Source organism: Nocardioides sp. dk884, from assembly GCF_009557055.1.
Taxonomy (GTDB): Bacteria; Actinomycetota; Actinomycetes; order Propionibacteriales; family Nocardioidaceae; genus Nocardioides.
Genome location: NZ_CP045649.1, coordinates 3,775,630 through 3,801,532 on the forward strand (window position 1 = coordinate 3,775,630; position 25,903 = coordinate 3,801,532).

Genomic DNA, 25,903 nt, shown 5'->3' on the forward strand with positions numbered 1-25,903 from the left:
TCATGACCGAAACGCATGCCGACTACCGGCTGAGCCAGCTCGACCAGCTGGAGGCGGAGTCGATCCACATCTTCCGTGAGGTCGCCGCCGAGTTCGAGAAGCCCGTCCTGATGTTCTCGGGTGGCAAGGACTCCATCGTGATGATGCGCCTCGCCGAGAAGGCCTTCTATCCCGCGAAGATCCCGTTCCCGGTGCTCCAGGTGGACACCGGCTACGACTTCCCCGAGGTCCTCGAGACCCGCGACAACTGGGTGAACCGCCTCGGCGTGCGCCTGATCGTCGCGAGCGTCGAGGAGGCGATCGCCAACGGCGTGGTCGTTGACGACGGCAAGACCAGCCGCAACCGCATGCAGATCGGCACGCTGCTGCACGCGATCGAGGAGAACGGCTTCACCGCCGCCTTCGGTGGCGGGCGCCGTGACGAGGAGAAGGCGCGCGCCAAGGAGCGTGTCTACTCCCACCGCGACGAGTTCGGCCAGTGGGACCCGAAGATGCAGCGTCCGGAGCTGTGGAGCCTCTACAACGGGCGCATCCACCAGGGCGAGCACATGCGGATCTTCCCGATCTCCAACTGGACCGAGCTGGACATCTGGGACTACATCGGTCGCGAGGGCATCGAGATCCCCTCGATCTACTTCTCCCACCAGCGCCGCGTCTTCGAGCGCGACGGCATGCTGCTCACGGAGTCGCCGTTCAACCCGTGCCGTCCCGGCGAGGTCGCCGAGGAGCGCACCGTGCGGTTCCGCACCGTGGGCGACCTGACGCTGACCGGGTGCGTGGAGTCCACCGCCTCGACCATCGAGGAGATCATCGACGAGGTCGCCGTGGCCCGGGTCACCGAGCGCGGCGCCACCCGTGGCGACGACCGGTTCTCCGAGGCCGCCATGGAGGACCGCAAGAAGGAAGGCTACTTCTGATGGGCACCATCAAGAGCGACAAGATGGACCTGCTGAGGTTCGCCACCGCCGGCTCCGTGGACGACGGCAAGTCGACCCTGATCGGCCGCCTTCTCCTCGACTCCAAGTCGATCTTCGAGGACCAGCTCGAGGCCGTCGAGGCCACCAGCGTCTCCAAGGGCTACGACTACACCGACCTCGCGCTGCTGACCGACGGTCTGCGCTCCGAGCGCGAGCAGGGCATCACCATCGACGTGGCCTACCGCTACTTCGCGACGCCCAACCGCAAGTTCATCATCGCCGACACCCCCGGGCACGTGCAGTACACCCGCAACATGGTCACCGGCGCCTCCACCGCCGACCTCGGGCTGGTGCTCGTCGACGCCCGCCAGGGCCTCACCGAGCAGTCGCGGCGCCACGCGGTGATCCTCTCGCTGCTGCGGGTCCCGCACCTGGTGCTCGCGGTGAACAAGATGGACCTGGTCGACTTCGACCAGGAGGTCTACAACAAGATCCACGCCGAGTTCACCCAGTTCGCCACCAAGCTCAACATCCCGGACCTCGAGGTCATCCCGATCTCGGCGCTCCAGGGTGACAACGTGGTGAACCGCTCGGAGAACATGAGCTGGTACTCCGGCCCCACCCTCATGCACCACCTCGAGCACGTGCACGTCGCCTCCGACCGCGACCTGATCGACGCCCGCTTCCCGGTGCAGTACGTCGTGCGCCCGAAGTCCGACGAGCACCACGACTACCGCGGCTACGGCGGCATGGTCGCCGGCGGCGTCCTCAAGCCCGGCGACGAGGTCGTCGTGCTGCCCTCGGGCATGACGTCGAAGATCGCCGGCATCGACCTGTTCGACCGCGAGATCACCGAGGCCTTTCCGCCCATGAGCGTGACGATCCGTCTCGAGGACGACGTCGACGTCTCGCGCGGCGACATGATCGCCCGGGTCAAGAACGCACCGCAGCCCTCGCAGGACATCGACGCGATGGTCTGCTGGATGACCACCACGCCGCTCAAGCCGCGGCAGAAGCTGGCCATCAAGCACACCACCCGCACGGCGCGCGCCCTGGTCAAGGACATCCAGTACCGCTTGGACGTCAACACGCTGCACCGCGACCAGGAGACCAAGGAGCTCGGCGTCAACGAGATCGGCCGCGTGCAGCTGCGCACCACCGTCCCGCTGCTGTGCGACCCGTATTCCAAGAACCGCACCACGGGCTCGTTCATCCTTATTGACGAGGCCACCGGCATCACGGTGGGCGCAGGAATGATCAACAGCGCGTCTTAAATCGAGGCCCTTGAGTGGCGCCCCTCCTGTTTGGGAGCGGGCGCCACTCATATTTCTGGACTTGGCACACCAGGCCCTATCAAGAGAACACATGGTCAGCCCCCGCTACCGAAGCCTCCTCACGGGCCAAGGAACAGTGTCGAGATAGACCGGCTCATCCCAATCGAGGGTGTAAGAGCCGGGGCCTGAATCCGCCGGTCTCGAGCAGGCTTCTGGCGATGTAGTTGGTCAGGTTGCGGAAGCCGAGAGCAGAGCCGCGGAGGTGCTCGAGCCTGCCGTTGATCGCCTCCGTCGGTCCGTTCGATGAGCCGGATCGATCGAAGCAGGCCAGCACGTGAGCCGCGCGCTTGGTCATCGTCTTGCCCAGCGTGGTGATCTCGACGAGCGCCTTCGGGACGCCTGTGCTGAGCGCGGCGATCAGCTTCTCCGTCAGCGCGCGCCCCAGGACGCGAACGGGCTCGCGGTAGGCACCGATCATGCGCTGGCAGATGCCCCGGTCGCCTCGACCTCGACATGGGTATCGGTCGCGAACGGATCGCTCAACCGCTGTCGCTGTTTGTCGGTCAGGAGGGCGGCGCCGGTGTGCAGGGTGCGCCGGGCGCGGTAGAGAGGGTCGTTCTTGCGGCCGCGGTGGCCGTGCAGGTTCTGCTGGACCGGGCGACGGCAACGGTCCAGGGCGTCGCCGGCCAGGCGGACCACGTGGAAGGGATCCATCACCGTCACCGCGTCAGGTAGCTCCTCGGTGGTGGCGGTCTTGAAGCCGGTGAACCCGTCCATCGCGACCACCTCCACCCGGTCGCGCCAGGCCTGGGGACGGGCGGCCATCCACGTCTTGAATGCCTGCTTCGAGCGGCCCTCGACCATGTCGAGGGCCGCGCTGGACCGGTGCCGTCACGGATCGGCGTCAGGTCGATGATCACGGTCACCTATTTGTCGCCGCGCCTGGTGTGGCGCCACACGTGTTCGCCGACGCCGAGGACTCGGAGGCCATCGAAGCGAGCAGGATCCTCGATCGGCACCCGTCTGCCTCGGCCAGGACGGCATCGTTCGCGGTGTCCCACGCGACCCCGAGGCCGCCAGCGACACGTGCAACAGTGACGTGCCGCACCAGGATCGCCTCGAGTGCCCACCGCAGCCCGCGGCGCGAAAGCTTCGCTCGTGGTTCGGCCCCCGGGCGGTGTCTTGGCGCCACGCGTGCCCGCACTCGGCGCACCGGTAGCGACGGATCCTGACGACCAGCGTGGTCGGTCGCCACCCGAGCGGCTCCGTGGGCCAAGGTCCGGGTGACGGTGTCGCGTGGGCGGCCTTCGCAGCCGCAGCGTCGGCAACACTGGTCAGGTTCGGGAACCCGAGACGCCAGCACGGCCCGATCAGACTCGATGCGCTGCCCGGTGACCACAAGGCCGAGCTCCTCGAGGGGCCAGACCTTCGTGAGGTCAGGGCACGCGAAGGTAGCGTCAGGCACGTCGAGGTCTTCCGGATGAGGCGTGTGGGAACCTTCATCCTCGGGAGACCTCGACCCCTATCTGGGCACTGACGCGCCGACCACCCCGGAGATGGTCGCTACACCCTCAACTGGGATGAGCCGATAAACCCCCGCCTACCCAAGAAAACCACTCCGGGTTCGGCGGTCGCTTACGCAACAGGCCCCGAGCCGACACACTTCGCGGGGGGCGACCTGACCCGGAGCCTTACCAGTCGGCCGGGCACGAACGGTCGCGGCCCCGGCACGATGCCGGAGACCGCGAGCGTGACCATCAGCGATATCCGACAGTGGTCGAAGGTGACCACGGGGCGTTCGGCCCTCGTTGCAGGGCCGAAGACGAGCAGTCGCGGCCAGCATGGCGAGGAAATCGAGCGACTCCCTATCCGCTCAGACCGTCCGGCTAAGAGAAACGCCACCACCGGACGCACTGGAACGGACGAAGAAGAACCAATATCCAAGCGCTGTACACACATTCCCCAGCATGATGCCCACGCCGAGACTATGTAGCGAGCCGAAGAACGCGCCTGCAAGACCCGCCGCGATCACGAAAGGGGCACTCACTAAGCGGGCCAACCCAGCGCTCGAACCACTCCGGGTGGCGCGGAGCCCACTCGACGCCGCAACCCCGAGCGCAGTCGCGATCGCACCTAATCCAAGCCACAACATCACTACCCGCGCGTCGTGCCAGGTCTCTCCCAACACGAGCTCACCAACCTGATCGGGTAACAGCCAAAGCGCACCCACCAGCACGGCGACGAAGACACCGAGGCCCGCGCCAACTTTCGCTTGGGTGACCAAGAGCAGCGAAATGTCACCGCCACGCCTGAGAAGATCCTGCCCCCGAACCGTAAGCACCACCTGTAACCCAGTGAACAAAACGGCCACCGGCCCCAAGAGGAGCTGCGCGCCGCGGACTGCGCCAAGCACCTCGGTCGAAGCCACGACGGCAGCGACCGCAACGACGGCTTGTCCCGCACCGCTGCCTAGCCCATACTCGCCGCAATAGAAAGCCCCAAGACGACCAAACTTGCGAATGTAGCGCAGAGGACTAACTCTCCCCCTAGCCGCCGGCAGAGTGACAAAAGCCAGAATGATTCCCAGGACCCCCGCGGCACCACCGGAGACACACCACATTGCAAACCGAAGTGTCGCATCGCCGGGCACAATCCCGAGGACCGAGGCCACCACGTATGCAAGGTAGAGGGCCACCCAGCCTAAGTCGGCGGAAACCGCTACCCAAACTTTATCGAGCGAGAAGCCCAGGTACCGGGAAACGTCCTGAAGAAGAAGAAGCGGAAGTGCGCAGGCTAGGATAGTCAGAAAAACAAGATCAAGGACGACCGCGATCACGGCCAACGACACCGAGACGCCGACTGCACCCAACAGACAGCAGGCCACAGCGTCTCGCGCACTCTGGCCCTTCGAATACCCGCCCGCCGAGTCATCGAACGAACGCGCAGCGATAAGCGTCTCGCCCAAGAAGGACCGCGAGAGTCCGAGGACGACCGCGTAGACAAGAAGAGCCAGCGAGACCGATCCGAACTCTTCAACCGTCGCGGCAGACGCTACGGCCGCCGTGACCATAAAGTTGGAGACAGAAGAGAGTCCCTGGTCGACGACCACCGCCAGCGATCTCGACCTACTCCCCATCGGACATCTCACCCTTGTCAACAGGATCAAGAAGCCGGGCCACTCCGATGGCGGCCACTAAGCAGACCAACAGAATCAGACCACGCGACAGACTCACGACGAGCGGGCGAGACACAAAGAGGTATAACCAGCCACAGCCGACGGCCGCGATCAGATACTGGAGAGACGGCCTCCCCGCGAGCCATCGCCCCTGCCGGCGGAGAAAGACGCCGACAATTAGCGAACCGATCGCCACCAACCCGGTGCCCCCTATTAACCAGAGTTCCGCGACGTAGGACGCAGGCAGTCCAGTTTTGACTATTCCGCCAAGAACGACTTTGCGCAGGTCGTAGTCATAGGGCCTCGGCTTCTCGACACCGAAAGCACTGGGGACAAGCATGATAGGGAACTGCGCAACACGCGACGCGAGTTCGACTGAATCCGGCATGAGATCGCGCCGTACAGCGATCTGAGCAAAATAGTCAGCGTCCTTGAACTGGTTTGCAACTTGGTCCCCAGTCACATCACTTACACCGGACAGCGCACTCGCTACTGTCCCCTGTCCGCTGGGCGACTGATTCTGCTTGAAGGCACCAAACAGAAGCATGAACAGCACAAGGGGAACCCCAAGGAGGATCAGTCTTCTACCTGCCCGACGCTCTGTCGAAACGGACCCTCGAGATCTAAGGCGCGACGTACCCAGCGCGACTATCAGTACCGCAGCCCCCAAAATGGGCAACGTTGACCCCCGACTGCCGGTCGCAATACCAGCAGTCGTACCAACACCAATTGTGGCGGCGGCAATGATTTTCGACAGTCGCGGCGAGGCGCCGTTCGCAAGGGCTATGAGCGCAATCATCTGGCCAAACCAAACAAGCACCATCGGCGAGTGCTGACCCTCAATCTCGGTCCGAATGGTTTTGATGTTCGACAGAGCTGCGCCTAGGCCGCCGGTAGCCTGCAGCATCAGCATCGTGCCGAGGGACGTAGTCACGAATCCGACCATGGCGAGTGGCGCACGCACGCTGGGGAGCAAGCGCGGCGGGCGAGTCGGCTTCGCCGGGAGATGCCAGCCAATGAGAAGAAAGAAGCAGGCCAATAGTACGAGCGGCAGTGCGATCCGCATGCCATCGACCAACGTAGCTTGGGTGATCAGCATCTCCGATGAAACTAGATTGGGACGCTGAATCACGACCGCCGGGCGAAGCGCGAAACCAACTAAGAAATAGAGGAGCACAACGATCAACGGCCACCGCTGCACGTCAAGCGACCAGACAATTGCCCCGAGCGTCAGTACCCCAATAAGCACGGTCAGCCATACGACCTCGTTCGTGCCGCCCGCGAAATTGAACCCAAAGTAGAGTAGCGAGGCGGCCGCAGCGACCAGCGCGAACACCGCTGTCGCGCTCGGCGTGCGGCTAACCAAAGTGTCAGAACGCCTCATAGCCGGCTTTCATAAAGGGTCCTGAGACTTGCAGTCTGCTGCTGGTGATAGCGGGCATCTAACGCCGACATGGCGTCCCGTACCGCCTGACGCCAGGCCACAGCGTCCGTAATGACATGCCACACGAGCTCAGCGACCTCCTCTGGGGTCCCGCCCAAAGCTGAGACAGGCCTATCGCGCATCGGGGGAATGTCGCGTGCGATCACAGGAAGCCCCGCCGCCGCAGCCTCCATCACGGAGTAGGGGACGCTCGCTTCCCAGGCCGCAGAGTGGACGTATACGCCACTCGCTTGCATAAGGCTGTGCACGTCCTCACGAGGTAGCCAACCGAGACACTGAATATTGGGGTGCTCAAGTTCCTCGCTCTGGTTCTTCAACCCACCGATCCAGTAGGCCGTTCCAGACCAGCCTTTCAACACAAGTGCGTCAACGACACCTCGGAAGAACTTCGGATCTTTTTGCGGACACACCCGTCCCAAGGTGCAGATATCGACCGAGGACGGCTCATTCTTTGGTTCGGCTATCGACTTTTTATCCCAGTCCGCGGGCGGAAGCATCTTAATCTTGGAGCCCGGATGAATTTCCGCCACTAAACGACCTTCATATGGACCCGCAACGGCAAACTCGTCCGTAAAGTTAGCAAGAAGTCGTTCGCACCACCAGACAGCTTTGCGCGTCGCGGAGCCGCCCCTCAAATCTGTGCGCAAGAATGCAAAGCAATGTGGACTGTACACTCGCTTTACAGATCGATTGCGCACCAATGGCCGGAGCAGTCCGCTAAACGATGAATGGAAATGGACAACGCCAGGCTTTAGGTCCGCTATTGCCAACCGCAGTGCTCGAATCTGTGACCACGGCCCTCTACCCATCTCGCGCACGTCGACAAACGATGCCCGCCCAGTGCCAATATCGTGCCCCGGCCGGGCGTACGCCAAGAGGAAGTGTTCCGTCTCCACACCCGAGGAGAGCACGTAGCTCTGGATGGCAGTCGCTACCCCGCCACCATATGCTTCCGCGACGTGCAATACCTTGACCACTACGCCTGCCTTAGCCGAAATCGAGGAAGTTTTAACAATGAGTTCACCCGCGGGTCGGGGGGTGCTGCACGGCGCGCACGAAGAGTTCGCCCAAGTTTCTGCAACACCTGCTTCCATGCTCCAAGGACGTCGCGAATCACGCTGCGGTCCCCTCCTCGCGACCGAAGGAGGACAACGGCAACGTCCTGCGCAAGGAGAAGTGGAACGATAGCTATCAGTCGCCCACGCGTCAGATGAAGAAGACTGTTGAGGTAGCGCGCCGCGATGATGTTCTGCCTCACCCTGCCGGTTTTGAAGATCGCCCGCGCCTCCCCGGTACTTGATGAACGCGAGTGAAATGCCACAACTGACTCGTCGAAATGCACGGGAACACCTTCACGAGCCACTCTCAATGCCAGGTCAATGTCTTCGCCATAGGTGTCGAAGAGAACGTCGTCGAAGATCGGATTCCCACGCCCTCGCCCCAGCCTGTCGATCAGATCTCTCGAGAACGCCGGGCACGGCCCAGTCTGTTTGAGCGGGCGCACGGGGGCCGACGGCAGAAAGTGGACGCTGCGCATATCCAGGGATATCCCTATCTTGGCTCCGTCAATCCTCCCGTCAGTTCCTTCTCCCGAATAGACCAGCGGACTAACCACATCATGGCCACACTCGAAAGACCGAAGGAGGTTCTCGACAAACCGATCGTCAAGAATGACATCCGCGTTTAGGGGGACAACTATCGAGCCAGCCGAGCGGGCAACAAGCTGATTCATGCCTGCTGCATAGCCAAGATTATGGGGCGAAACAGCCAGGTGGCTGAGATTTGGGGTCCCCTCGAGGACGCTCGCAGTGTCGTCTGCTGAAGCGTTGTCTAGTGCCACGACCTCATAGTCCTGGCACGTCTGACTGCGGAGCGAGTCAAACAGCGGCGGGAGTGTATGGGAACTATTGTAGCCGAGAAGCAGGAAGCTTATGAGCACGACTCCCCCTTGGCCTTTAGGGCATACTGCTCAAAGATCCTCCGGCAACGATTAACGTAAAATCGCGCCAGGCCCCGAAAAATAGACTTGCCCCATGAAGGTCCTGCGTAGGAACGAATCCGGCCATCCAGCTGCGTCTGAAGTTCTCGACGAACCAATTCACAGTCAAAGAGATCCGCGAACTCGTGGCAGGCCCCGAGGACCAATGTCCGGCTGGGTCCGCGCACCCATCTGCGAACCGGCCTTCCCCAGTTCAGCAATGCCACAGAGACCAGGATCCGCGCGCTAGCTTCGCTCGCAGTCCCGCGATATGCGGGCCCGAGGTCAAAGAGGACCAGTCTTCCCGCTTCATCGATAGCCGTATTCCGGACTTCGAATCCCTTGAAGCAGATAGCAGATTTACCATCGTCATAGCGACGCTCTCGAAGGTCAGCGTATGTAAGATCATCTCCAGCGTCCGCGAAGTGATCGAGGGCTCGTCGAAGTCGCAGAAAGTAGTCCGGCCACAGGCCACTGCTTGCAGTTCTCCGCACACGCTGATCAGGTGTCTCGAGAGACAATTCAGGATAGTAAACCGTGAGATTTTCAGGGTCTTCCTGAACGGGCACGAGAACAGCCGCTCCATCTGACCCGACAATCCGGCTCGCCATTTTGGCAGATCGCGTTTCGGCCTGGTAGCCGTCGACGTCATTCTTGTCTCTAGCGGTAACGAACTGCTTTGCGAACAGTCGCTGACCATTAACGTCTGCTCGGGCTATGCGGGACCAGTTTCTCTGTCGACATTCAAAATCGGTTGCACCGGCTTCGAGTAGAACTTCCCTAAGATGCTTCATCTCTTGATCACCCGGGCCGGAATTCCAACGGCGTCGCAGCCGGATGGCACGTCTTGGAGAACGACAGCGTTTGCTCCCACATTAACATTATCGCCAATTTGGACCGGCCCTAACACTTTCGCTCCAGCGCCCAGGACGCATCCTCGGCCCACGACGGGGACCCCGTCCTTCGCTCCGCCGGTGATTCCCAGAGTTACGCCGTGATAGATAGTCACTCCGGGACCAATTCGTACTTCCTGTGCCACCACGAGACCGACGCCATGCAGAATCCGGCAGCCGCCACCGATCTTTGCTCTCGGGTCGATGTCAATCCCGTAGAGCACCTGAATGAGGCGCGTTAGTAACCATGGAGCAAGCGGTACTCGTCGCTCAAGCAATTTGGCCGCCACGCGGTAAGCGAGCACGGCGTGAAATCCCCGGTTAAACAACAGGACGGCGACCGTCTTCCCGCCGAATCGTGCCATGTCCTCTCGAAGCGCCTGCTTCATGGGAATGTCCTCCCAAGCCGCCATGCGGCCTCCCCGCTTGCTCATCCTGCCGCCATCCTGTCCACAGGTCACCCCATACCGTCGACCGAGATCATGGTCTCGAGCCGCTAGATCCTACGCACATGCCTGCTGATACGCGGACTAGGCGGATTATCGTTAAATGCCAATATAACTGTTGGGGCGCGGGTTCGACGGATCCTACTCAGATATCTTTTGGATTGATTTTCGTCACAGGGCGGGAGTGCTCGCACGCCTCGACTAAGGCATGTTCTCGTGATAATGGGAAGTCGGCTGCCGTGGGCCCGGGGGGGCGGGCATGCATGTGGCACGGCCGATGGCCATGCTGGCTCACTGCTCTGAGGTTCAATCAGCCCACGAGGACGCCGGGGTCCTCGCCCAGCGAAGGGTTAGGCGGGCGAACCGGAGGTCAGCAGCCGGTCGATCGGCGCAGCGATTATGTCGGCGCAATCGGCCATGATGCCTGCCGAGACCGGCTCGGACTCGAATGATGGGCCGGGCCTCGCCAAGCTCGACCAACGAGCCCAGCCACGAACTACGGTGCGCGCTAATCATGAAACGTGTGCGACCCGCACACGCCTGCGAGCGCGGCACGCGCTCCGGGAACGAGCCCCCGAAGACCTACGCGCGACCGCGAGAGTGCCCCAGCGGTTCTGGCGCGCGTGCCAGGAGGGGAACGTCGCGGTGTCGAGCGACGACTTCACGCCCGTCTGGCGGGCGCAGCGACACCTTCGACCAGCCGACAAGGCCGCGGCGGCGTGACCAACGGGACCGAGCGTAGAGCGCCCGGTTTCGGCCTGCACCACCATCCCCGTCCCGTCGCTTGGTCACGCCCCATGGCATTTACGTCAGCGGAACAACACACGACCCGAGGAACAGAAGTGCTTCGCCTCGTACGCGTCGGAGCTGTTCGTTCCCGCTCCGAACCATGCCGTGAAAAGCTGTGCGCGCACGGGCCTTTCGGGGCGATGTCTGTGTCCCCGCTGGACACCGCCCCGAAACGCCCACGGTTCAGACCCCTATCTGGACCTCAGCCAGGTGACCAACCTGGGCGCGCACAGGGCGGTCGACGGGCTCCGCCTTCGGAGCGAGCGTGCGCAGCGTCCATTCCCCGTCGTGAGCGAAGAACCGGAAGTGCCCGCTCGCCGAGGTCGGGACCTCGGCGGTGAACTCACCGGTGGCGTCGAGCAGGCGCACGTAGGCGTTGCCGACCGGCTCCCCGTCGCGCAGCACCTGGCCCTGGATGATGGCTTCCTTGGCGACGTTCACGCCGTCGAGCGACAGGCCGCCCGCAGTTGCACCGCACATGCTCAGGCCTTCCCGGGCTCGTCGCCGAGGACGACGGGGACGCCGACGAGGGAGCCGTACTCGGTCCACGAGCCGTCGTAGTTCTTCACGTTCTTCTTGCCCAGCAGTTCCTGGAGGACGAACCAGGTCAGCGAGGAGCGCTCGCCGATGCGGCACAGGGCGATGGTGTCCTTGCCCTCGTCGAAGCCGACCTCGTTGTAGAGCGCGGCGAGCTGCTCGTCGGACTTGAAGGTGCCGTCGTCGTTGCAGTTCTTGCTCCATGGCACGTTGACCGAGGTGGGGATGTGGCCGGCGCGCTGGGCCTGCTCCTGCGGGAGGTGGGCCGGGGCCATCAGCCGGCCGGCGTACTCGTCGGGGCTGCGCACGTCCACCAGGTTCTGGGTGCCGATCGCGGCGACGACCTCGTCACGGAAGGCACGGATCGAGTGGTCCTGCTCGGTGGCGACGTAGGTGGTCTTCTCGCGGGTGGGGACCTCGGAGACCAGCTCGCGGGAGTCGAGCTCCCACTTCTTGCGGCCACCGTCCATCAGCTTGACGTCGGTGTGGCCGTAGAGGGTGAAGTACCAGTAGGCGTAGGCGGCGAACCAGTTGTTGTTGCCGCCGTAGAGCACGACCGTGTCGTTGTTGGAGACGCCGCGCTCGGAGAGCAGGGCCTCGAACTGCTCCTTGTTGACGAAGTCGCGGCGGACCTGGTCCTGGAGGTCCGTGGTCCAGTCGAGCTTGATCGCGCCACGGATGTGGCTGCGGTCGTAGGACGCGGTGTCCTCGTCGACCTCAATGACGACGACCTTCGGGTCGTCGAGGTGGTCCTCCACCCACTGGACGGAGACGAGGGCGTTCTCGCGGCTCATGTATCTACCTTTCTGTTGCGTCAGGCGACGCGGGGTCTGGGTGTGGCAGTGAAGTCAGGACGGAAGGGGCGCCAGGCGGCGGAGCAGCAGGTAGAGCTCGCAGCCCAGGCAGAACCGGAAGAGCGCATTGAGCAGGGCGGCCACCAACGCGAAGCCGGTGGCCACTTGGCCGAGCAGCTCGGCGCCGGCGAGGAAGCCGCCGAGGGCGACCAGCGCGAAGCCGAGGCCGACGGCCTGAGCGAAGCGCGGTGGGCGCGCGTCCTCGAGCTCGTCGGGTGCGCCCAGGCGCGGGCGGACCAAGGTGCGGAACGCCCACGCCGTCGGCGTGTGCTGCACGCCGACGGCGGCGCCGAGCGCGAAGAGCGCCGCCTGGACGCCGATCAGCACCGTGGCCACGCCGGTCGGCACGACGAGCACGACCAGGAGCACGACCGCGGTCACCGCCGCGGTGAACTGCGGCCCGCGGGGGTCGATGCTCGCCGCAGCGCGGGTGCGCTGGGTGGGAACGGTCGTGGACATGTCATCTCCTGCAGCAGGGCTCTGTGACGCATGGGCAAGCCTCGGCACGCCGCGAGGAGCACCTTCGTCGAGTTTAGTGCAGTAAACGACTCGACTAAAGAGTCTCGGGGGCCTTCAGGAGAATCGACACAGGGACGAGCGCACGCGGCAGTGGTCCACTGCGCGCCGCTTGGTCAACCAGGTCGAGGACATGCCCCCACGGTAGGGAGTCGGAACCCCCGCCCGCACGTCGGTCCCAGATAGTGGACTGCTGGACCACGATGTGGACACTAGTCCGCGACCAGCCGTCCGAGGGCGGCCATGACCTGCTCCTTGCGCGGCGCGCCGGCGGCCCGGGAGACCTCGCGGCCGGTCTCGTCGAGGACCAGCGTCGTGGGCGTGCGCAGGATCGCGAGCTCGCGGGTCAGCGCCAGGTGGTGCTCGGCGTCCACCTCCACGTGGCGCACGCCCGGGACGATCTCGGCGACCTCGCTCAGCACCCGCTTGGTGACCCGGCACGGCGCGCAGAAGGCGGTGGAGAACTGCACGAGCGTCGCCCGCTCCCCCAGCCGCTCACCGGGCAGGGCGGTTGCCACCGCGTCCCAGGCCCGCGGCGCCTCGGGGACAGCCGCCGTCTGGGCGGCCGGGGCCTCGGACGTCGGCTTCTCCTCCGTGCGGGTCGCACCGCGGAAGCGTCCGTCGGTGTGGGCGCGGTAGCCGCCGAAAGCGAGGGCGAGCACGAGCGCGCCGAGGGCGATCCAGATGCCGGGGGTCACGACGGTCCAACCTCCGCGGGCGGCCGCCCATTCCGTGCCGTGCGCCCTACGATGGCGGAGTGCTGCGGATGACCCTCGCCTTCGTCGCCGCGCTCTGCCTCACCGCTCTCGCCGTGCTGCTGATCGCCGGCCACGGGCCGTGGTCGGGACGGACGATCCTTCCCGTCGCCCACGGGCATGGGATCAACGTCGGCGACCTGCCGGTCTTTGCGTTCTGGGGCCTCGGGGTCGCCGCCTGCGTCGCGCTCGGCCGACCCCGCTGAGGCACCGCGGCGAGAACGCCGCCGAGGGCGAGGGACCTGATGGTCCCCCGCCCTCGCGGGTGTGTCTCACGGGGCTCCTCACCCCGCTGGGTCAGCCTGCGCTCAGCGCAGCGTGACCGTGGCGGCCGGAGCCTTGCTCCCGGCGTAGCTGCCGCCACCGAGGTGGGACGCGACGACGGTCAGCTTCTTGCCCTTGCGGGGCGCGGTGAGGGTGAAGGTGACCGCACCCTTCGGGCCGACCTGGGCCGTGCGGGTCGTGGTCAGCGCGCCGGTGACCTTGATCCGGACCTTGCCGGTGATCGCGGTGTCGGCGACGGCGCCGCCGATGCGCACCCGCACCGCGAGCTTCTTGCCCTTGCGGACGCTCTTGCTCACCGTGACCGAGGTGCTGGTCGCCTTCTTGGTGACGCGGTACGACGCGGTCGCCTCGGCGGCCGCCGCCTCGTCGGTGCCGAGGTAGCGCGCGGTGATCGTGTAGCGACCGGCCGCGAGCGACGCCGGGAGGACGTGCGTGGCGACGCCCTCGGCGTCTACCGGGACGGCGACCGTGGTGTCGCCGTAGCCGAACTCGACCTCACCGGAGGTCTCGGCGACGCGGGCGGTGACGGTGCCGGCGGTGCCGAACACGTTGCGCGCGGCGTCGAGCTCGACCGAGATCGTCGAGGCGCGCTTGGCGAGGACGAGCTCGCCGGTGGCGGTGCGGCCGGTGCCCGCACCGGTGGCGGTCACCGGGACGGAGCGGGCGGTGTGGTCCGCGGGCAGCGCGACGCTGCCCGTGGCGGTGGCGGTGCCGGTGGCGTCGGCGACGACGGTCACCGACTCCAGGCCGGGGGCGGTGAAGGTGACGGCCTCGCCGGCGCGGAACCCACCGGCGGACAGCTCCACCTCGGTGCCCGCGGTGACCGTCTCGGGGGTGGTGACGGTGCCGCCGGCCCGGACCGCGGCCAGCTCGGCGCAGACGTCGCCGGGCTCGCCGTACGCCGGGAGCTCGGTGGCGTCGCCGGTGACCCCGTCGTCCTCACGGATGGTGGTGAAGACGATCGCGTCGTGGCCCATCACCGCGTTGCTGGTGTTGATGACGCTGGCGGTCACCGAGGTGCCGTTGGTGCTGCTGGCGGTGGCGTCGCCGGGCAGCGGCGCGGTGACGACCTGGCAGGTCTCGCCGGGGGCGAAGGTGACCTTCTCCATGGCGGCGGCGGCGCGGCTGGTGGCCGAGCCGAGCAGCGAGACGTAGCCCGTGACCGGGACCGACGCCGGGGCGTCGAGGTGCACGGCGAGGTCGTAGGTGCCGGGGGCGTTGCCCTCGTCCACGCCGGGGGCGAAGACGTTGAGCACCGGCTCGCGCTTCACCGTGGGCGTGCCCACGGCGGAGCTCTCGAAGGCAAGGTCGGAGAGGTAGGCCGCGCCCTGCTCGGCGCCGGGGGCGGCGGCGAAGCGGACCTCGCGGATGTTGGCGACGTTGAGTCCGGCGGCCGCGAGGTCGGCGGTGGCGACGTTGACCTGCTGGAGCACGATCTTCTTCAGCGTCGCGGTGGCGGCGCTGCTGGTGGAGGTCGGCATCCGCACCAGGGCGTAGGGGTTGAGCTCGGAGACCGGGGCGCTGAAGGTCGTGCCCGCCCCGTCCACGACGGAGAGCACCAGGTCGGTGGCGGTCTCGACGCTCTCGTCGGCGGCCAGCTTGACCGAGAGCCGGTCGAAGTCGCGGGCGTCCCGGCGCCCGGCCGGGACGCTGACGCGCAGCTCGCCGTCCGCGCCGGTCCAGCTCAGCCGGGTCAGCGGCGTGGCCGGGACGTTGCCGCCATTGGTGGCCGGCGTCCAGTGCGGCAGCTGGGCCGAGGCCAGCGTCGTGCTGCACGCGGCCAGGGGCTGCACCGTGGTGCGCGCGCCCATGCTGGCGCAGGGGGCGGCGGTGGCGCTGCCGACGGTGCGGACCAGCGAGGAGGTCTTCTCGAACGAGGTGATCGTCGATCGCGCCGAGCTCGGGGCGGTCGCCACCGTGCGGACGTCGGCGCCGTCGAGGGAGGCCGGCACGGTGCCGGAGCCGTCGAAGAGCGGCAGGAAGCGCTTCTCGCCGCCGAGGGTGGCGCGGAACCAGGCGGTCATGTAGGCGTTGCCGAGCTCGTACTGCTCGGAGGGCGACAGGCGGATCGAGGTGTCGGCCGTGCTGGCCGCGGTGCCGCAGACCGGCTCGGTCGCCCGCGCGCTGGTCGGGTTGGTCCCGCTCCAGTCGTCGCTGACGCTGTACTTGTACTCGCCGGGGGTCCAGGCGGTGTTGAAGAAGTTGTGGTTGGCGCCCATCACCCAGGTGCCGGAGCGCAGCACGTCGTCGCCGAAGGCGTAGCGCGAGTCGTCGAGCATGTGCTGGCCCTGCTGGTTGGAGACGTCGCCGTCGCAGTAGGGCAGGACGACGTTCATCGGGACGTTGGGGACCGTCATCCGGCCGAAGTCGACCGGCGCGAGCGGCAGGATCGACTCGATCGCCCACGGCTTGTCGAGGCCCTGGTTGAGGGTGGCGGCGGCGGTGACGCCCTCGCCGCCGCGGGAGTGGCCCATCATGCCGATGGTGCTGAGGTCGAAGCGGCCGACGAGGTCGGCGGCGCTGACCGGGTCGAGGTCGGGGGCGCCGTTGACGAAGCCCTCGCGGCGCAGCTCATAGGAGCGCGCGCCCTCGACGAGCGCCTCGTCGAGGGTCAGGGTGCGGTCGGTCCACGCGTCGTGGAAGGCGACCTGCTCGCCGGCGTTGGCCTTGCGCAGCATCTCGAGGGTGTCGAGGAGCAGCTGGCCGCGGGCGACGGCGCCGCGGTCGGCGGCGAGCTGGTTGTCGTTGGAGTTGATCGCGTTGGCCGAGATCGACACCACGGCGTACCCGTGGCTGGCCAGGGCCTGCGCGGTGCCGTCGTAGCCGGCGTAGCTGGGGATCGACATCCGCAGCTCGTTGTCCGGGGAGGTGGCGCACGGCCAGCGGTTGCTGTGCGTCGGGCCGGTGCCGTAGCAGGAGGTGTGCCGCCCGTGCAGCAGCAGCACGGTCGGGCGGGCGCCGCCGCTGGTGGGCAGGTAGACCTTGCCCTCGAGCTCGCCGCGGACGCCGCCGATCGCGGCCAGGTCGATGGCCTGGTCGCCGAACTTGTAGATCGACTCGGTCCAGGCGTAGTCGCCGTGGGCGGCGGGGTCGACGGAGATCTCCTCCGCGGCGGGGGCGTCGGGCACCTCGATCGCGCGGTCCGGTGCGGTGGCACCGGGCGCGGACTGGCTGCTCCAGCCGGCCTCGGCGCGCTCGGCGTCGGCGACGGCCGGGTCGGCGGTGAACGCGGTCAGCGACAGCCCGTCGGCGGACTCGACCGCGGTGCCGACCGGCTGGCCGTCCACGACGATGGTCGGGGCGTCCGAGCGCATCGGCAGCGGCTCGTCGAGCTCGACGGTGACCCGGTAGCCGCCGGGGGCGGAGACCACGTTCCAGTCGGATCCGGAGGCGAGGACGGGTTCGGCCGCGGAGGCGGCCGGGGCCAGGGCCATGCCGGCCAGGGAACCGGCGAGCAGCGCGACGGACAGGCCGGCGGCTGCGCGTCGGCGCAGGTAGTTGTGCAAGGGGCACTCCTCGAGGACTGCCTCCACCGGGCGCCTGAACGGCGGCGGAGGGATGCGGGAGCCCGCACCCTAGGAACGCCGACGTCCTGGAATGTTTCCGATTGTTTCGACTCGGTGACGCCCCGCGGGAGCCCCGAGACGCAGGTCACCCGCCAGCGAACGGCGGCAGGAACTCCACCGAGGTACCGGGCGCGACCACCACGTCGTCGGGGTCGCGGCTGCCCACCGGCTGCTCGCCGAGCAGCACCGAGCAGGAGGCGATGACGTCGCGCAGCCGGCTGTTCTCGTGGCGGGAGACCAGCTCGCGGACCACCTCGCCGAGGCGGACCGGGCCCTCGACGCGGAGCTCCTCCTCGGCCACACCGGCGGCCGCGCGCGCCGCCGCCCAGTAACGGATCCGGATGACCTGCGTCTCATTCACGAGCGGGGACCTTCCACCATGTATGTGACGTTACCTAAACTCCCCGGTTAACAGGCCGGAGCCCAGCGTTGCGTTTCGGTCCCCGCCCCTTCGGGAGGAGACCACTGTGAGCACACTCCTGCTCCTCACCAGCGCCCTGCAGCCGTCCTCCGGCGTGCTGCCCGGCCTCTCACTGCTCCCCCACCAGGTGAAGATCCTGCCTGCGGAAGGAAGCGCGCTGCTCGAGGCGCCCGACTCCGACCTGCTGCTGGTCGACGGGCGCCAGGACCTCGCCCAGGCCCGCGACCTGTGCCGACTGATCCGCACCACCGGCACCGACGTCCCGGTGCTGCTGATCGCCACCGAGGGCGGGCTCTCGGTGGTCGCCCACGACTGGGGCATGGACGATGTGGTGCTGCACACCTGTGGGCCGGCCGAGCTCGAGGCGCGGATCAAGCTCGCCATCGGCCGGCTCGCCGCCCGCCGCGAGGCCGCCGACCCCGACGCCCACGTGATCCGCTCCGGTGAAGTGGTGGTCGACGACGCGACGTACACCGCGAAGATCGGCGGGCGAGCGCTGGACCTGACCTTCAAGGAGTTCGAGCTGCTGAAGTTCCTCGCCCAGCACCCCGGGCGCGTCTTCAGCCGCCAGCAGCTGCTGCAGGAGGTGTGGGGCTATGACTACTTCGGTGGCACCCGCACCGTCGACGTCCACGTGCGGCGGCTGCGCGCCAAGCTCGGCCCCGAGAACGAGACGCTGATCGGCACCGTGCGCAACGTCGGCTACCGCTTCGTGCTGCCCTCGAAGGAGAAGGAGCCGGCGGACACCGAGGTGCCGGCCGAGGCGGTCGACCAGACCGTCTGACATCTGGACCAGGGCGGACGATCGCACGCCAGATCCGCAATCACCGGCCCTGCCGTCGCAGGACTTCCTATCGTCTGTCCAGAAGGTGTCGTTGCCGTGGGGAACATGCGACTCCCGCCCAGCTACGTCACCGAGCCCGAGGGAGACCATGAACGACCTGCGCACCCGGATGACGCTGCGGCGCCGCTGGCGTCGACTCCGCCAGCGCCCGGACTTCCAGCACCAGGCCGTCCGTACCGCGCAGCTGACTGCACTGTCGGTGCTCCTGGTGATCACCGCGGTGCTCGTCTACCGGGCGATGACGACCGTCTGAGCTCGCGCACGTGTCGCGCCGCCGGCGCCGTGACGGCGTGATCGGCCCGCGCGATATACCCAAATTGGAGTATGACGCGCCTCACAGGGCCGAGGTCTACTAGGACCGCCGCACCCTCACGTCGCTGGAGGGCCTTCTGAGGTAGCGACGTGAGCGACGCCCCGCCTGTACGCCAGGCGGGGCGTCTTGGCGGCTGGACCCGGGGAGGGACCCATGGCGCTGACCCACAGCACTCCGCTGCCGTTCACCCTCGAGCGGCTGGTCACCACCGAGGAGCTCGCGGCGCTCACCGAGATGTTCGCCACTGAGCTGGCGCGGGGCTGGATCCCGCACCGCGCCGACCTCGAGGACGCGCTCGACCGGATCCGCTCGACGCCCCCGAGTGACCCTGCTTGACCTCAGCGCAACGGGCGGACGTGCAGGCCCACCTCGGGGTCGACGATGACCTCCTGCGCGGCGGCCAGGCCGCCGGCGAGCAGCTGGGCGTCGAGCGGCACGTTGCGCTTGACCAGTGCCAGCGCGATCGGACCGAGCTCGTGGTGGCGCGCGGAGCTGCCGACCCGACCGACGACCTTGCCGTCGGCGTTGGTGAGGTCGGCACCGGCCTCGGGGAGCACGTTCTCGGACCCGTCGAGGTGCAGCAGCGTCAGGCGCCGGGGCGGGCGGCCCAAGGTGTGCACCCGGGCCACCGTCTCCTGGCCGCGGTAGCAGCCCTTCTCCAGGTGCACCGCGGGCCCGATCAGGCCGACCTCGTTGGGGATCGTGCGGGCGTCGGTGTCGACGCCGACCCGGGGCTCACCGCGCGCGATCCGCAGCGCCTCGAAGGCCCAGGTGCCGGCGGCCGGCCCGGCCGCCTCGGCGTACGCCGCGAGCTGTTCGCGCGGGACGAGCTCGTAGGCGTCGTACCAGCCGGCGTCGTCGCCGGCGCGGCTCGGGCGCCAGGTGACGGCGAGCTCGTCGCTGACGTCGGTGACCTCGACGCGCATCATGAACCGCATCCGGTCCAGGAATCCGGCCAGGGCGGCGCCGGCGCCGGGCTCGGTGTGGGCGGTGAACGCCTCGCCGTCGTCGACGCCGACGAAGCCGTGCTCGATGTGGCCCTGGGGGCTGAGGATCAGCGCGCCGGTCCACCGACCCGGGGCCAGGCCGTCGAGGAACTGGGTGGTCAGCGAGTGCAGCCAGGTCAGCCGGTCGGGGCCGCTGATGCGGATCACGTCGCGGTGGGAGAGGTCGACGAACCCCTCGCCGGCCTCGAGGGTGCGCTGCTCGCCGTAGAAGCTGCCGTAGTGGGCGGCGACCGGGGCGTCGGGGCCGTTGCCGGCGACCGCGCCGGGCAGGGCGAGCAGCGGGCTGGCGGGGCGGGGGCTGGTCACGGGGTGTCCTCCGAGGTGGACTGGCAGGCGGCGCAGGTGCCGAAGACGGTCAGGTGGCCCACGTCGGGCGCGAAGCCGTGGCTGGTGCGCAGCGCCTCGATCGCGGGGGCGATCACGTGGGGGTCAACGGAGGTGACGCCCTGGCAATTCCGGCAGACCAGGTGGAAGTGCTCGTGGTCACCGACCGCGTGGTAGGTCGGGGCGCGGTCGGTGATGTGCGCGTGGCGCACCAGACCGAGCTCCTCGAGCACCTCCAGGGTGCGGTAGACCGTGGACCGGTTCACCGCACTCGAGGAGGCCTGCACCTCGGCGTACACGTCGTCGGGGGTGGCGTGGCGCAACTTCTCCACCGCGCGCAGGATCAGCTCGCGCTGCGGGGTGAGCCGGTAGCCCTTCCCGCGCAGCCGGTCGCGCAGCTCCTCGGTCACGGCGCCGTCGTCCTCACGCACGCTTGAGCCGCGCCCACAGGTGGGGCTGGAGCTCGTGGCCGGTGGCCGCCATGTCGTAGGCGTAGAGCAGGTCGCCCTCGACGTTGCCGTAGAGGCGGTGCCCGGCGGTGACCTCCTTGGCGGTCTCGGTGAAGGCAACGCCGGCGGTGTGCAGCTCGAGCTTGCCGCCCTCGGCCTGGCCGTACCAGATCTCGGAGATGCCGGTGTTGTGGCTGAGCACGAACTCGACCTTGCCGCCGGGCTGGGCGCGCAGGAAGCCGCTCTCCAGGGCGGCGTCGCGGACCTTCTCGCCGTTCTCGTCGATGATCCAGGAGCGCGACATGTAGTGGAAGAACGGGCGCCCGTCGTGGGTGAAGATCAGCTCCTGGCCGAACTGGAACTTCTCGATCGAGGGGTAGTCGCCGTGCCCGTTACCCCGCCAGGTGCCGAGCAGCCACGCGATCGGGGCGCAGTCGGGGTGGAGGTTCTGGGGGATCTCGAAGGGCATGGGGTCCAGTCTAGGGAGGTCCGTCGCGCAGCGGGATGCGTCATCCGCTGGCGTGCCCGTTGGGCGCTGGCGCTTTGCCCGTCAGGCGGCGCCCTTTGAGATTCCTCGCGTCACTCGTCCTGTGACGACCGACCGCCTGGGTGCGCCAACCAAAGCGACCTGCCGCTTGCCGGGACTATCGCGTCGCCAATGCCAGGACGACCGACATCCACAGTCAGTGCTGTAGAAATCGAAGATCGGGTCGATTTGGGCAGGGCAGCCGCGTTTGCGCTGACTCCGCGCCGCGCGCCTGGAGACGGAGCCAGGACCTAGCACCTCCACATGCCCACAGTCCGGGCAAGAAAGCTCGTCAGTGACCATGAGGCACTCCACACCCCAAAGCGATCACTACGTGATAGCCGTCACGCCAGTAGCCAGAATTGGGTATCCCGCGCCGGGTAGCCCTCTTCACAGGCCCCGAGGGACGAGCAGCACGCCGGATCACTAACATCGCAGTGTGTCTCGCCCCTTCCTCGTCAAGGTCACCTGCGGCACCGACGACCCCGAGCGGGCCAACCAGGCCTTCACCGTCGCCAGTGCAGCGGTCGCAGCGGGCGCGGAGGTGTCGCTGTGGCTCACCGGCGAGGCGGTGTGGGCGGCGGTGCCGGGGCGAGGGCTCGACCTGGGGCTCGAGCACGCGACGCCGGTGGCGACGCTGCTCGAGGTGGTGCTGGGCGGCGGGTCGGTGACCGTGTGCACCCAGTGCGCCACCCGGCGGGGGATCACTGCGGCCGACGTGGCCGACGGGGTGCGGATCGCGGGGGCCGTGGTGTTCGCCGAGGAGGCGCTGCGCGACGGGGTGCAGGCGCTCGTCTACTGACGTTTCCCGCGCCTACTGCGGCCGGGGGCTGTCCAGCACCAGCGTGATCGGGCCGTCGTTGGCCGACTCGACCCGCATGTCGGCGCCGAAGACACCGCGCTCGACGTGGGCGCCGAGGCGCTCAAGCTCGGCGCAGAACGCGTCGTACAACGGTTCGCTGACCGGGCCCGGCGCGGCCGCCTGCCAGGTGGGCCGGCGCCCCTTGCGGGCGTCGCCGTAGAGCGTGAACTGGCTGACGACCAGGATCGGCGCCCCGATGTCGGAGGCGGAGCGCTCCTCGCGGAGCAGGCGGAGGTCCCAGACCTTGCGCGCGGTCCAGGCGACGTCGCGCGCGTCGTCGTCGTGGGTGACGCCGAGATAGACCAGCAGCCCCGGCCCGGCGAGCTCGCCGACCACCTCGCCGACCGGGTCGACGCTCTCGTCCTCGACCACCCGGACGCTCGCCCGCAGGACACGCTGGATCACCGCTCGCACAGGTGCATGGTCCCGCACCGCGCCCTCTGGCAGCATGCCGGGATGGCCGAGGACCGCGAGACCACCGACACCGCCGATATGCCCGCCCTCCCCCGCAACGCCCTGCTCGTCACCGTGGCGCCCACCGGCGCCGAGACCGCGAAGGCGGACTGCCCCGCGCTGCCGACCACCCTGGAGGAGCTGGTCGCCACCGCAGTGGCGTGCGAGGCGGCCGGCGCGGGGATGGTGCACGTGCACATCCGCGACGCCGAGCACCGCCCCACCCTCGACCTGGGCCGGCTCATCGAGACCGTCGCGGCGCTGCGCGAGAGCACCGACCTCGTCGTGCAGCTCTCCACCGGCGGCTCGGTGCACGACCCGCTCGAGGACCGGCTGCGGGTGCTCGACGCGGCGCCGGACTCGTGCAGCCTGACGACGGGCACGGTGAACTTCGGCGACGAGGTGTTCCACAACCCGTGGCCGTTCGTGCGCGAGCTCTACCGGCTCAGCCAGGAGCGGGAGGTGGTGCCGGAATTCGAGCTCTTCGACCTCGGCCAGGTCGCCGCGCTGCGCCGGCTGCTCGACACCGAGGGCCTGCCGTACGGCGGGCGGGTGCACTGCGACCTGGTGATGGGCGTGCCGGGCGGGATGCCGGGCACCACGCCCGCGCTGGTCGCCGCGGTCGGGATGCTCCCCGCGGAGGTGACCAGCTGGTCGGCCACCGGCGTCGGGCGCTCCACGCTGCCGGTCGCGCTCGGCGCGCTGTCGATGGGCGGACACCTGCGGGTGGGCATGGAGGACGTGCTCTCGCTCGCCCCCGGCGTACCGGTGGAGTCCAACGCCCAGCTCGTGGAGCGGGCCGTCGCGCTGGGTCGCCTGGCCCAGCGTGAGCCGCTGGACGGCGGCGGGGCGGCCGCCCTGCTCGGCGTGCGCCCCCGCTGACCAGGGACGCACGCTCGGAGCGTCAGTCCTTCTTGCGCTTGCCGGTCTCGGCGGCCTCGGGGGCGTAGCCGTAGCCGTACCCGTAGCCATAGCTGCTGCCGCGGCGGCGCGAGGGCACCATGTTCATGACCAGGCCGAGCGCCTTGGCGTCCACGCTGGCGAGCCGCTCGACGGACTGCGCGAGCTGATCACGGGTGGTGGAGCCGTAGCGCACGACGAGCAGGGCGCCGTCGGCGTGCGAGGCCAACAGCGCGGCGTCGGTGACCGGGAGCAGCGGCGGGGCGTCGATGATCACGACCTCGAACTCGCTGCGGATCTTGGCCAGCAGCTCGGTCATCGCCTGCGACTGGAGCAGCTCGGCGGGGTTCGGCGGGATCGCGCCGGCGCTGAGCACCGACAGGTCGGTGCCCGGGTGCTTCTGGATCGCTTCCTCGAGGCTGACCTTGCCGACCAGCACGGTGGTGACGCCGACCGCGTGGTCGAGGCCGAGCGCGGCACTGGCCTTGGGACGGCGCAGGTCGCCCTCGATCAGCAGCGTCTTCTTGCCGGCCTGGGCCAGCGACAGCGCCAGGTTGAGCGAGGTGCTGGTCTTGCCCTCGTTGGGCAGCGCGGAGGTGACGACCACGACCTTCTCGGCGTGGTCGACCTCGAGGAACTGCAGGTTGGTGCGGATCACCCGGAACGCCTCGGCGCGCGGCGCCGTCGTGGGCAGCGAGGTGATCAGCGGCTCGGCGCGCGCGGCGGCGTCGTAGGCGATCGAGCCGAGCATCGGCGCCGTGGTGAGCGTGGTGGCCTCGGCCGGGTCCTTGACGGTGGTGTCGAGCAGCTCGCGCAGCAGCGCCAGCCCGACGCCCAGCAGCAGGCCGAGCACCAGGCCCAGGCCCAGGTTGCGCACCGGCTGCGGCGAGGAGGGGTTGCTCGGCAGCGACGCGGCGTCCGACAGGCTGGCCCGGACCGGGGTGCGGCCGCCGACGGTCTCGATCTCCTCGATCCAGGCGGACAGCTGCTCGGCGTAGGACTGCGCGATCGCCTGGGCGAGCACCGGCTCGGGGTCGGTGGCCGCGATTTGAACCATGACCGTATCGGGAACGACGTCAGCTGAGACCTTGTCCTTGAGCTCGGCGGCGGTGAGGTCGAGGTCGAGGTCGGCGATCACCGAGTCGGCCAGCTGGGTGGTGTCGACCTGCTGGGCGTAGGAGGTCACCCGCTGGCTGGAGAACAGGGCACCCTGGTAGGCGTCACCGCTGCCGCCGTCCTGGGTGGAGGTGGAGATGAAGAGCTGCGCCGAGGACTGGTACTGCGGGGTCGCGGTGAAGGTCAGCGTCGCCGCCGCCGCCAGCACCACCGCCGTGACGGACAGGATCATCAGCCAGCGGCGCCGAAGCAGCCTCAGGTAGTCACGCAACTCCACGCGGGCACTCCAAGTCAATACAGGGGGATCGGCCCCATGACCCTAACGGCTGTGACCCGGCACTCGTGACCGGCGTCGCACAGTGGGACCGATCCCACACCGGGGCTCATGACAGGGGCCCATGACAGGCTGAGCGCCATGAGCATCGAGGAGATCGCCCGCGAGGCCGAGGCGGCCGACGGTGCCGCACCGCTGGACGAGGCGACCTGGCGCGCCCTGCGGCACCCCGAGCGGGTGGCCGCCTGGGAGCGCGAGGACGGCTTCGCGCTGCTGGTCGGCGAGGAGCTGAGCCTGGTCGTGCGGCCCTCCGCCCGGCGCCGCGGCGTCGGCCGGGAGCTGCTGTCGGCGGTGCTCGCGGAGGCGTCCCCAGAGGCCCGCGGGCGCGGGCCGCTGCTGGCCTGGTCGCACGGCAACCACCCCGGGGCGGCCGCGCTCGCCGCGGCGTACGGCTTCGAGCGGATGCGGGACCTGTGGGTGATGCGCCGCGACGCGAGCGACCCGTTGCCGGCGCTGGAGGTCCCGAGCGGGATCGAGGTGCGCGGCTATCGCCCGGAGGACGCCGACGAGGTGGTGCGGGTCAACGCCGCCGCCTTCGCCGCCCACCCTGAGCAGGGCGCGATGGACGCCGCGGAGCTCGCGGAGCGGATGAGCGCCGAGTGGTTCGACCCCGCGGGGCTGCTGGTCGCCACCGAGACCGGTTCGGACCGGCTGCTGGGCTTCCACTGGACCAAGCGGCACTCCCCCGAGCTCGGCGAGGTCTACGTGGTCGGCATCGACCCGGCCGCGCAGGGCCGCGGCCTCGGCAAGCTCCTCACCCTGGCCGGCCTGCACCACCTCACCGACGCGGGCGTGCGCGAGGTGCTGCTCTACGTGGAGTCCGACAACGCCCCCGCGATCGCCGTCTACTCGCGCCTGGGGTTCCGCCACGACGAGGTGGACACGCACGTGCAGTACCGGCGGAGCTGATCCCTGCCGGAGCGCA

The 25,903-nt window shown here is 68.1% G+C and carries 25 protein-coding genes and 1 pseudogene; 9 read left to right on the forward strand and 17 right to left on the reverse strand.

The genetic code is table 11. The features are described 5' to 3' along the window. Nucleotides 1-2 precede the first annotated feature (2 nt). Together cysD and GFH29_RS18030 are read left to right on the forward strand one after the other, a co-directional pair. A complete protein-coding gene (gene cysD / locus GFH29_RS18025) occupies nt 3-917 on the forward strand; it encodes a sulfate adenylyltransferase subunit CysD (RefSeq protein ID WP_153325135.1) in 915 nt (304 codons plus the stop codon). Beyond that, nucleotides 917-2,191, forward strand: a complete 1,275-nt coding sequence (locus GFH29_RS18030) for a sulfate adenylyltransferase subunit 1 (RefSeq protein WP_228387598.1) — start codon at nt 917-919, stop codon at nt 2,189-2,191. The genes cysD and GFH29_RS18030 overlap by 1 nt, the downstream gene beginning before the upstream one ends. 154 nt (nt 2,192-2,345) lie before the next feature. On the opposite strand, the pseudogene GFH29_RS18035 reads toward GFH29_RS18030, so the two are convergent. From GFH29_RS18035 to GFH29_RS18080, 10 genes and pseudogenes are all read right to left on the reverse strand, one after another. Next, a pseudogene (locus tag GFH29_RS18035) lies at nt 2,346-3,656 on the reverse strand (ISL3 family transposase). A 408-nt stretch (nt 3,657-4,064) separates the two neighbouring features. Then, nucleotides 4,065-5,300 (reverse strand): hypothetical protein, encoded by a 1,236-nt coding sequence (locus tag GFH29_RS18040; protein ID WP_153325136.1) that lies wholly within the window; start codon nt 5,298-5,300, stop codon nt 4,065-4,067. 16 nt (nt 5,301-5,316) lie between these two features. Then, complete coding sequence (locus tag GFH29_RS18045; RefSeq protein WP_153325137.1) at nt 5,317-6,750, reverse strand: hypothetical protein; 1,434 nt, start codon at nt 6,748-6,750, stop codon at nt 5,317-5,319. After that, nucleotides 6,747-7,904: a glycosyltransferase gene (locus GFH29_RS18050; RefSeq protein WP_153325138.1), complete on the reverse strand. Its 1,158-nt coding sequence runs from the start codon at nt 7,902-7,904 to the stop codon at nt 6,747-6,749. Before GFH29_RS18050 ends, GFH29_RS18045 begins: the two co-directional genes overlap by 4 nt. Beyond that, complete coding sequence (locus GFH29_RS18055; protein WP_153325139.1) at nt 7,787-8,749, reverse strand: glycosyltransferase family 2 protein; 963 nt, start codon at nt 8,747-8,749, stop codon at nt 7,787-7,789. The genes GFH29_RS18050 and GFH29_RS18055 overlap by 118 nt, the downstream gene beginning before the upstream one ends. Nucleotides 8,750-9,578: 829 nt before the next feature. Next, a complete protein-coding gene (gene epsC / locus GFH29_RS18060) occupies nt 9,579-10,115 on the reverse strand; it encodes a serine O-acetyltransferase EpsC (RefSeq protein WP_228387599.1) in 537 nt (178 codons plus the stop codon). 984 nt (nt 10,116-11,099) lie between these two features. Beyond that, a complete protein-coding gene (locus GFH29_RS18065) occupies nt 11,100-11,396 on the reverse strand; it encodes a DUF1416 domain-containing protein (RefSeq protein ID WP_153325140.1) in 297 nt (98 codons plus the stop codon). Between the two features lie 2 nt (nt 11,397-11,398). Then, nucleotides 11,399-12,247 (reverse strand): sulfurtransferase, encoded by an 849-nt coding sequence (locus GFH29_RS18070; protein WP_153325141.1) that lies wholly within the window; start codon nt 12,245-12,247, stop codon nt 11,399-11,401. 54 nt (nt 12,248-12,301) lie between these two features. Then, nucleotides 12,302-12,766, reverse strand: a complete 465-nt coding sequence (locus GFH29_RS18075; protein ID WP_153325142.1) for a DUF4395 domain-containing protein — start codon at nt 12,764-12,766, stop codon at nt 12,302-12,304. A 269-nt stretch (nt 12,767-13,035) separates the two neighbouring features. Continuing rightward, nucleotides 13,036-13,521 (reverse strand): thioredoxin family protein, encoded by a 486-nt coding sequence (locus tag GFH29_RS18080; protein ID WP_153325143.1) that lies wholly within the window; start codon nt 13,519-13,521, stop codon nt 13,036-13,038. Nucleotides 13,522-13,580: 59 nt separating this feature from the next. On the opposite strand from GFH29_RS18080, the gene GFH29_RS18085 reads away from it, so the two are divergent. Further along, complete coding sequence (locus GFH29_RS18085; protein WP_153325144.1) at nt 13,581-13,784, forward strand: hypothetical protein; 204 nt, start codon at nt 13,581-13,583, stop codon at nt 13,782-13,784. A 102-nt stretch (nt 13,785-13,886) separates the two neighbouring features. On the opposite strand, the gene GFH29_RS18090 is transcribed toward GFH29_RS18085, so the two are convergent. Together GFH29_RS18090 and GFH29_RS18095 are read right to left on the reverse strand one after the other, a co-directional pair. After that, nucleotides 13,887-17,369, reverse strand: a complete 3,483-nt coding sequence (locus GFH29_RS18090; protein WP_153325145.1) for an Ig-like domain-containing protein — start codon at nt 17,367-17,369, stop codon at nt 13,887-13,889. Nucleotides 17,370-17,514: 145 nt separating this feature from the next. Beyond that, entirely contained in the window at nt 17,515-17,790 is a 276-nt protein-coding gene (locus GFH29_RS18095) for a MoaD/ThiS family protein (RefSeq protein ID WP_194289563.1), read from the reverse strand. Nucleotides 17,791-17,896: 106 nt separating this feature from the next. On the opposite strand from GFH29_RS18095, the gene GFH29_RS18100 reads away from it, so the two are divergent. The 3 genes from GFH29_RS18100 (at nt 17,897) to GFH29_RS18110 (ending at nt 19,343) form a co-directional block, all read left to right on the forward strand. Continuing rightward, on the forward strand, nt 17,897-18,634 hold the full coding sequence (locus GFH29_RS18100; protein WP_153325146.1) for a winged helix-turn-helix transcriptional regulator: 738 nt from the start codon (nt 17,897-17,899) through the stop codon (nt 18,632-18,634). Nucleotides 18,635-18,782: 148 nt separating this feature from the next. Then, nucleotides 18,783-18,947, forward strand: coding sequence for a hypothetical protein (locus tag GFH29_RS18105; RefSeq protein ID WP_153325147.1), 165 nt, complete (start codon nt 18,783-18,785; stop codon nt 18,945-18,947). 213 nt (nt 18,948-19,160) lie between these two features. After that, nucleotides 19,161-19,343 carry a hypothetical protein gene (locus GFH29_RS18110; protein ID WP_153325148.1) on the forward strand — a complete coding sequence of 61 codons (183 nt, stop codon included), beginning with the start codon at nt 19,161-19,163 and terminating at the stop codon, nt 19,341-19,343. Between the two features lie 2 nt (nt 19,344-19,345). Here GFH29_RS18110 and GFH29_RS18115 read toward each other — a convergent pair whose 3' ends face one another. The 3 genes from GFH29_RS18115 to GFH29_RS18125 are packed head-to-tail and all read right to left on the reverse strand — an operon-like array spanning nt 19,346 to nt 21,256. After that, on the reverse strand, nt 19,346-20,320 hold the full coding sequence (locus GFH29_RS18115) for a YgfZ/GcvT domain-containing protein (RefSeq protein WP_153325149.1): 975 nt from the start codon (nt 20,318-20,320) through the stop codon (nt 19,346-19,348). Continuing rightward, nucleotides 20,317-20,769, reverse strand: a complete 453-nt coding sequence (locus GFH29_RS18120) for a Fur family transcriptional regulator (protein ID WP_228387600.1) — start codon at nt 20,767-20,769, stop codon at nt 20,317-20,319. Before GFH29_RS18120 ends, GFH29_RS18115 begins: the two co-directional genes overlap by 4 nt. Further along, nucleotides 20,762-21,256: an FABP family protein gene (locus tag GFH29_RS18125; protein ID WP_153325150.1), complete on the reverse strand. Its 495-nt coding sequence runs from the start codon at nt 21,254-21,256 to the stop codon at nt 20,762-20,764. The genes GFH29_RS18120 and GFH29_RS18125 overlap by 8 nt, the downstream gene beginning before the upstream one ends. A 496-nt stretch (nt 21,257-21,752) precedes the next feature. On the opposite strand from GFH29_RS18125, the gene GFH29_RS18130 reads away from it, so the two are divergent. Continuing rightward, a complete protein-coding gene (locus GFH29_RS18130) occupies nt 21,753-22,115 on the forward strand; it encodes a DsrE family protein (RefSeq protein ID WP_153325151.1) in 363 nt (120 codons plus the stop codon). 12 nt (nt 22,116-22,127) lie between these two features. On the opposite strand, the gene dtd is transcribed toward GFH29_RS18130, so the two are convergent. Beyond that, nucleotides 22,128-22,589: a D-aminoacyl-tRNA deacylase gene (dtd, locus tag GFH29_RS18135; protein WP_153325152.1), complete on the reverse strand. Its 462-nt coding sequence runs from the start codon at nt 22,587-22,589 to the stop codon at nt 22,128-22,130. Between the two features lie 42 nt (nt 22,590-22,631). Between dtd and GFH29_RS18140 the strand changes: the two genes are divergently transcribed. Next, the gene (locus tag GFH29_RS18140) at nt 22,632-23,510 is read left to right on the forward strand and encodes a 3-keto-5-aminohexanoate cleavage protein (RefSeq protein ID WP_228387601.1); all 879 of its coding nucleotides are present in this window, start codon (nt 22,632-22,634) and stop codon (nt 23,508-23,510) included. A gap of 22 nt (nt 23,511-23,532) precedes the next feature. Here GFH29_RS18140 and GFH29_RS18145 read toward each other — a convergent pair whose 3' ends face one another. Then, a complete protein-coding gene (locus GFH29_RS18145) occupies nt 23,533-24,921 on the reverse strand; it encodes a polysaccharide biosynthesis tyrosine autokinase (RefSeq protein WP_153325153.1) in 1,389 nt (462 codons plus the stop codon). A 108-nt stretch (nt 24,922-25,029) separates the two neighbouring features. Between GFH29_RS18145 and mshD the strand changes: the two genes are divergently transcribed. Further along, a complete protein-coding gene (mshD, locus tag GFH29_RS18150; protein ID WP_153325154.1) occupies nt 25,030-25,887 on the forward strand; it encodes a mycothiol synthase in 858 nt (285 codons plus the stop codon). Nucleotides 25,888-25,903 lie beyond the last annotated feature (16 nt).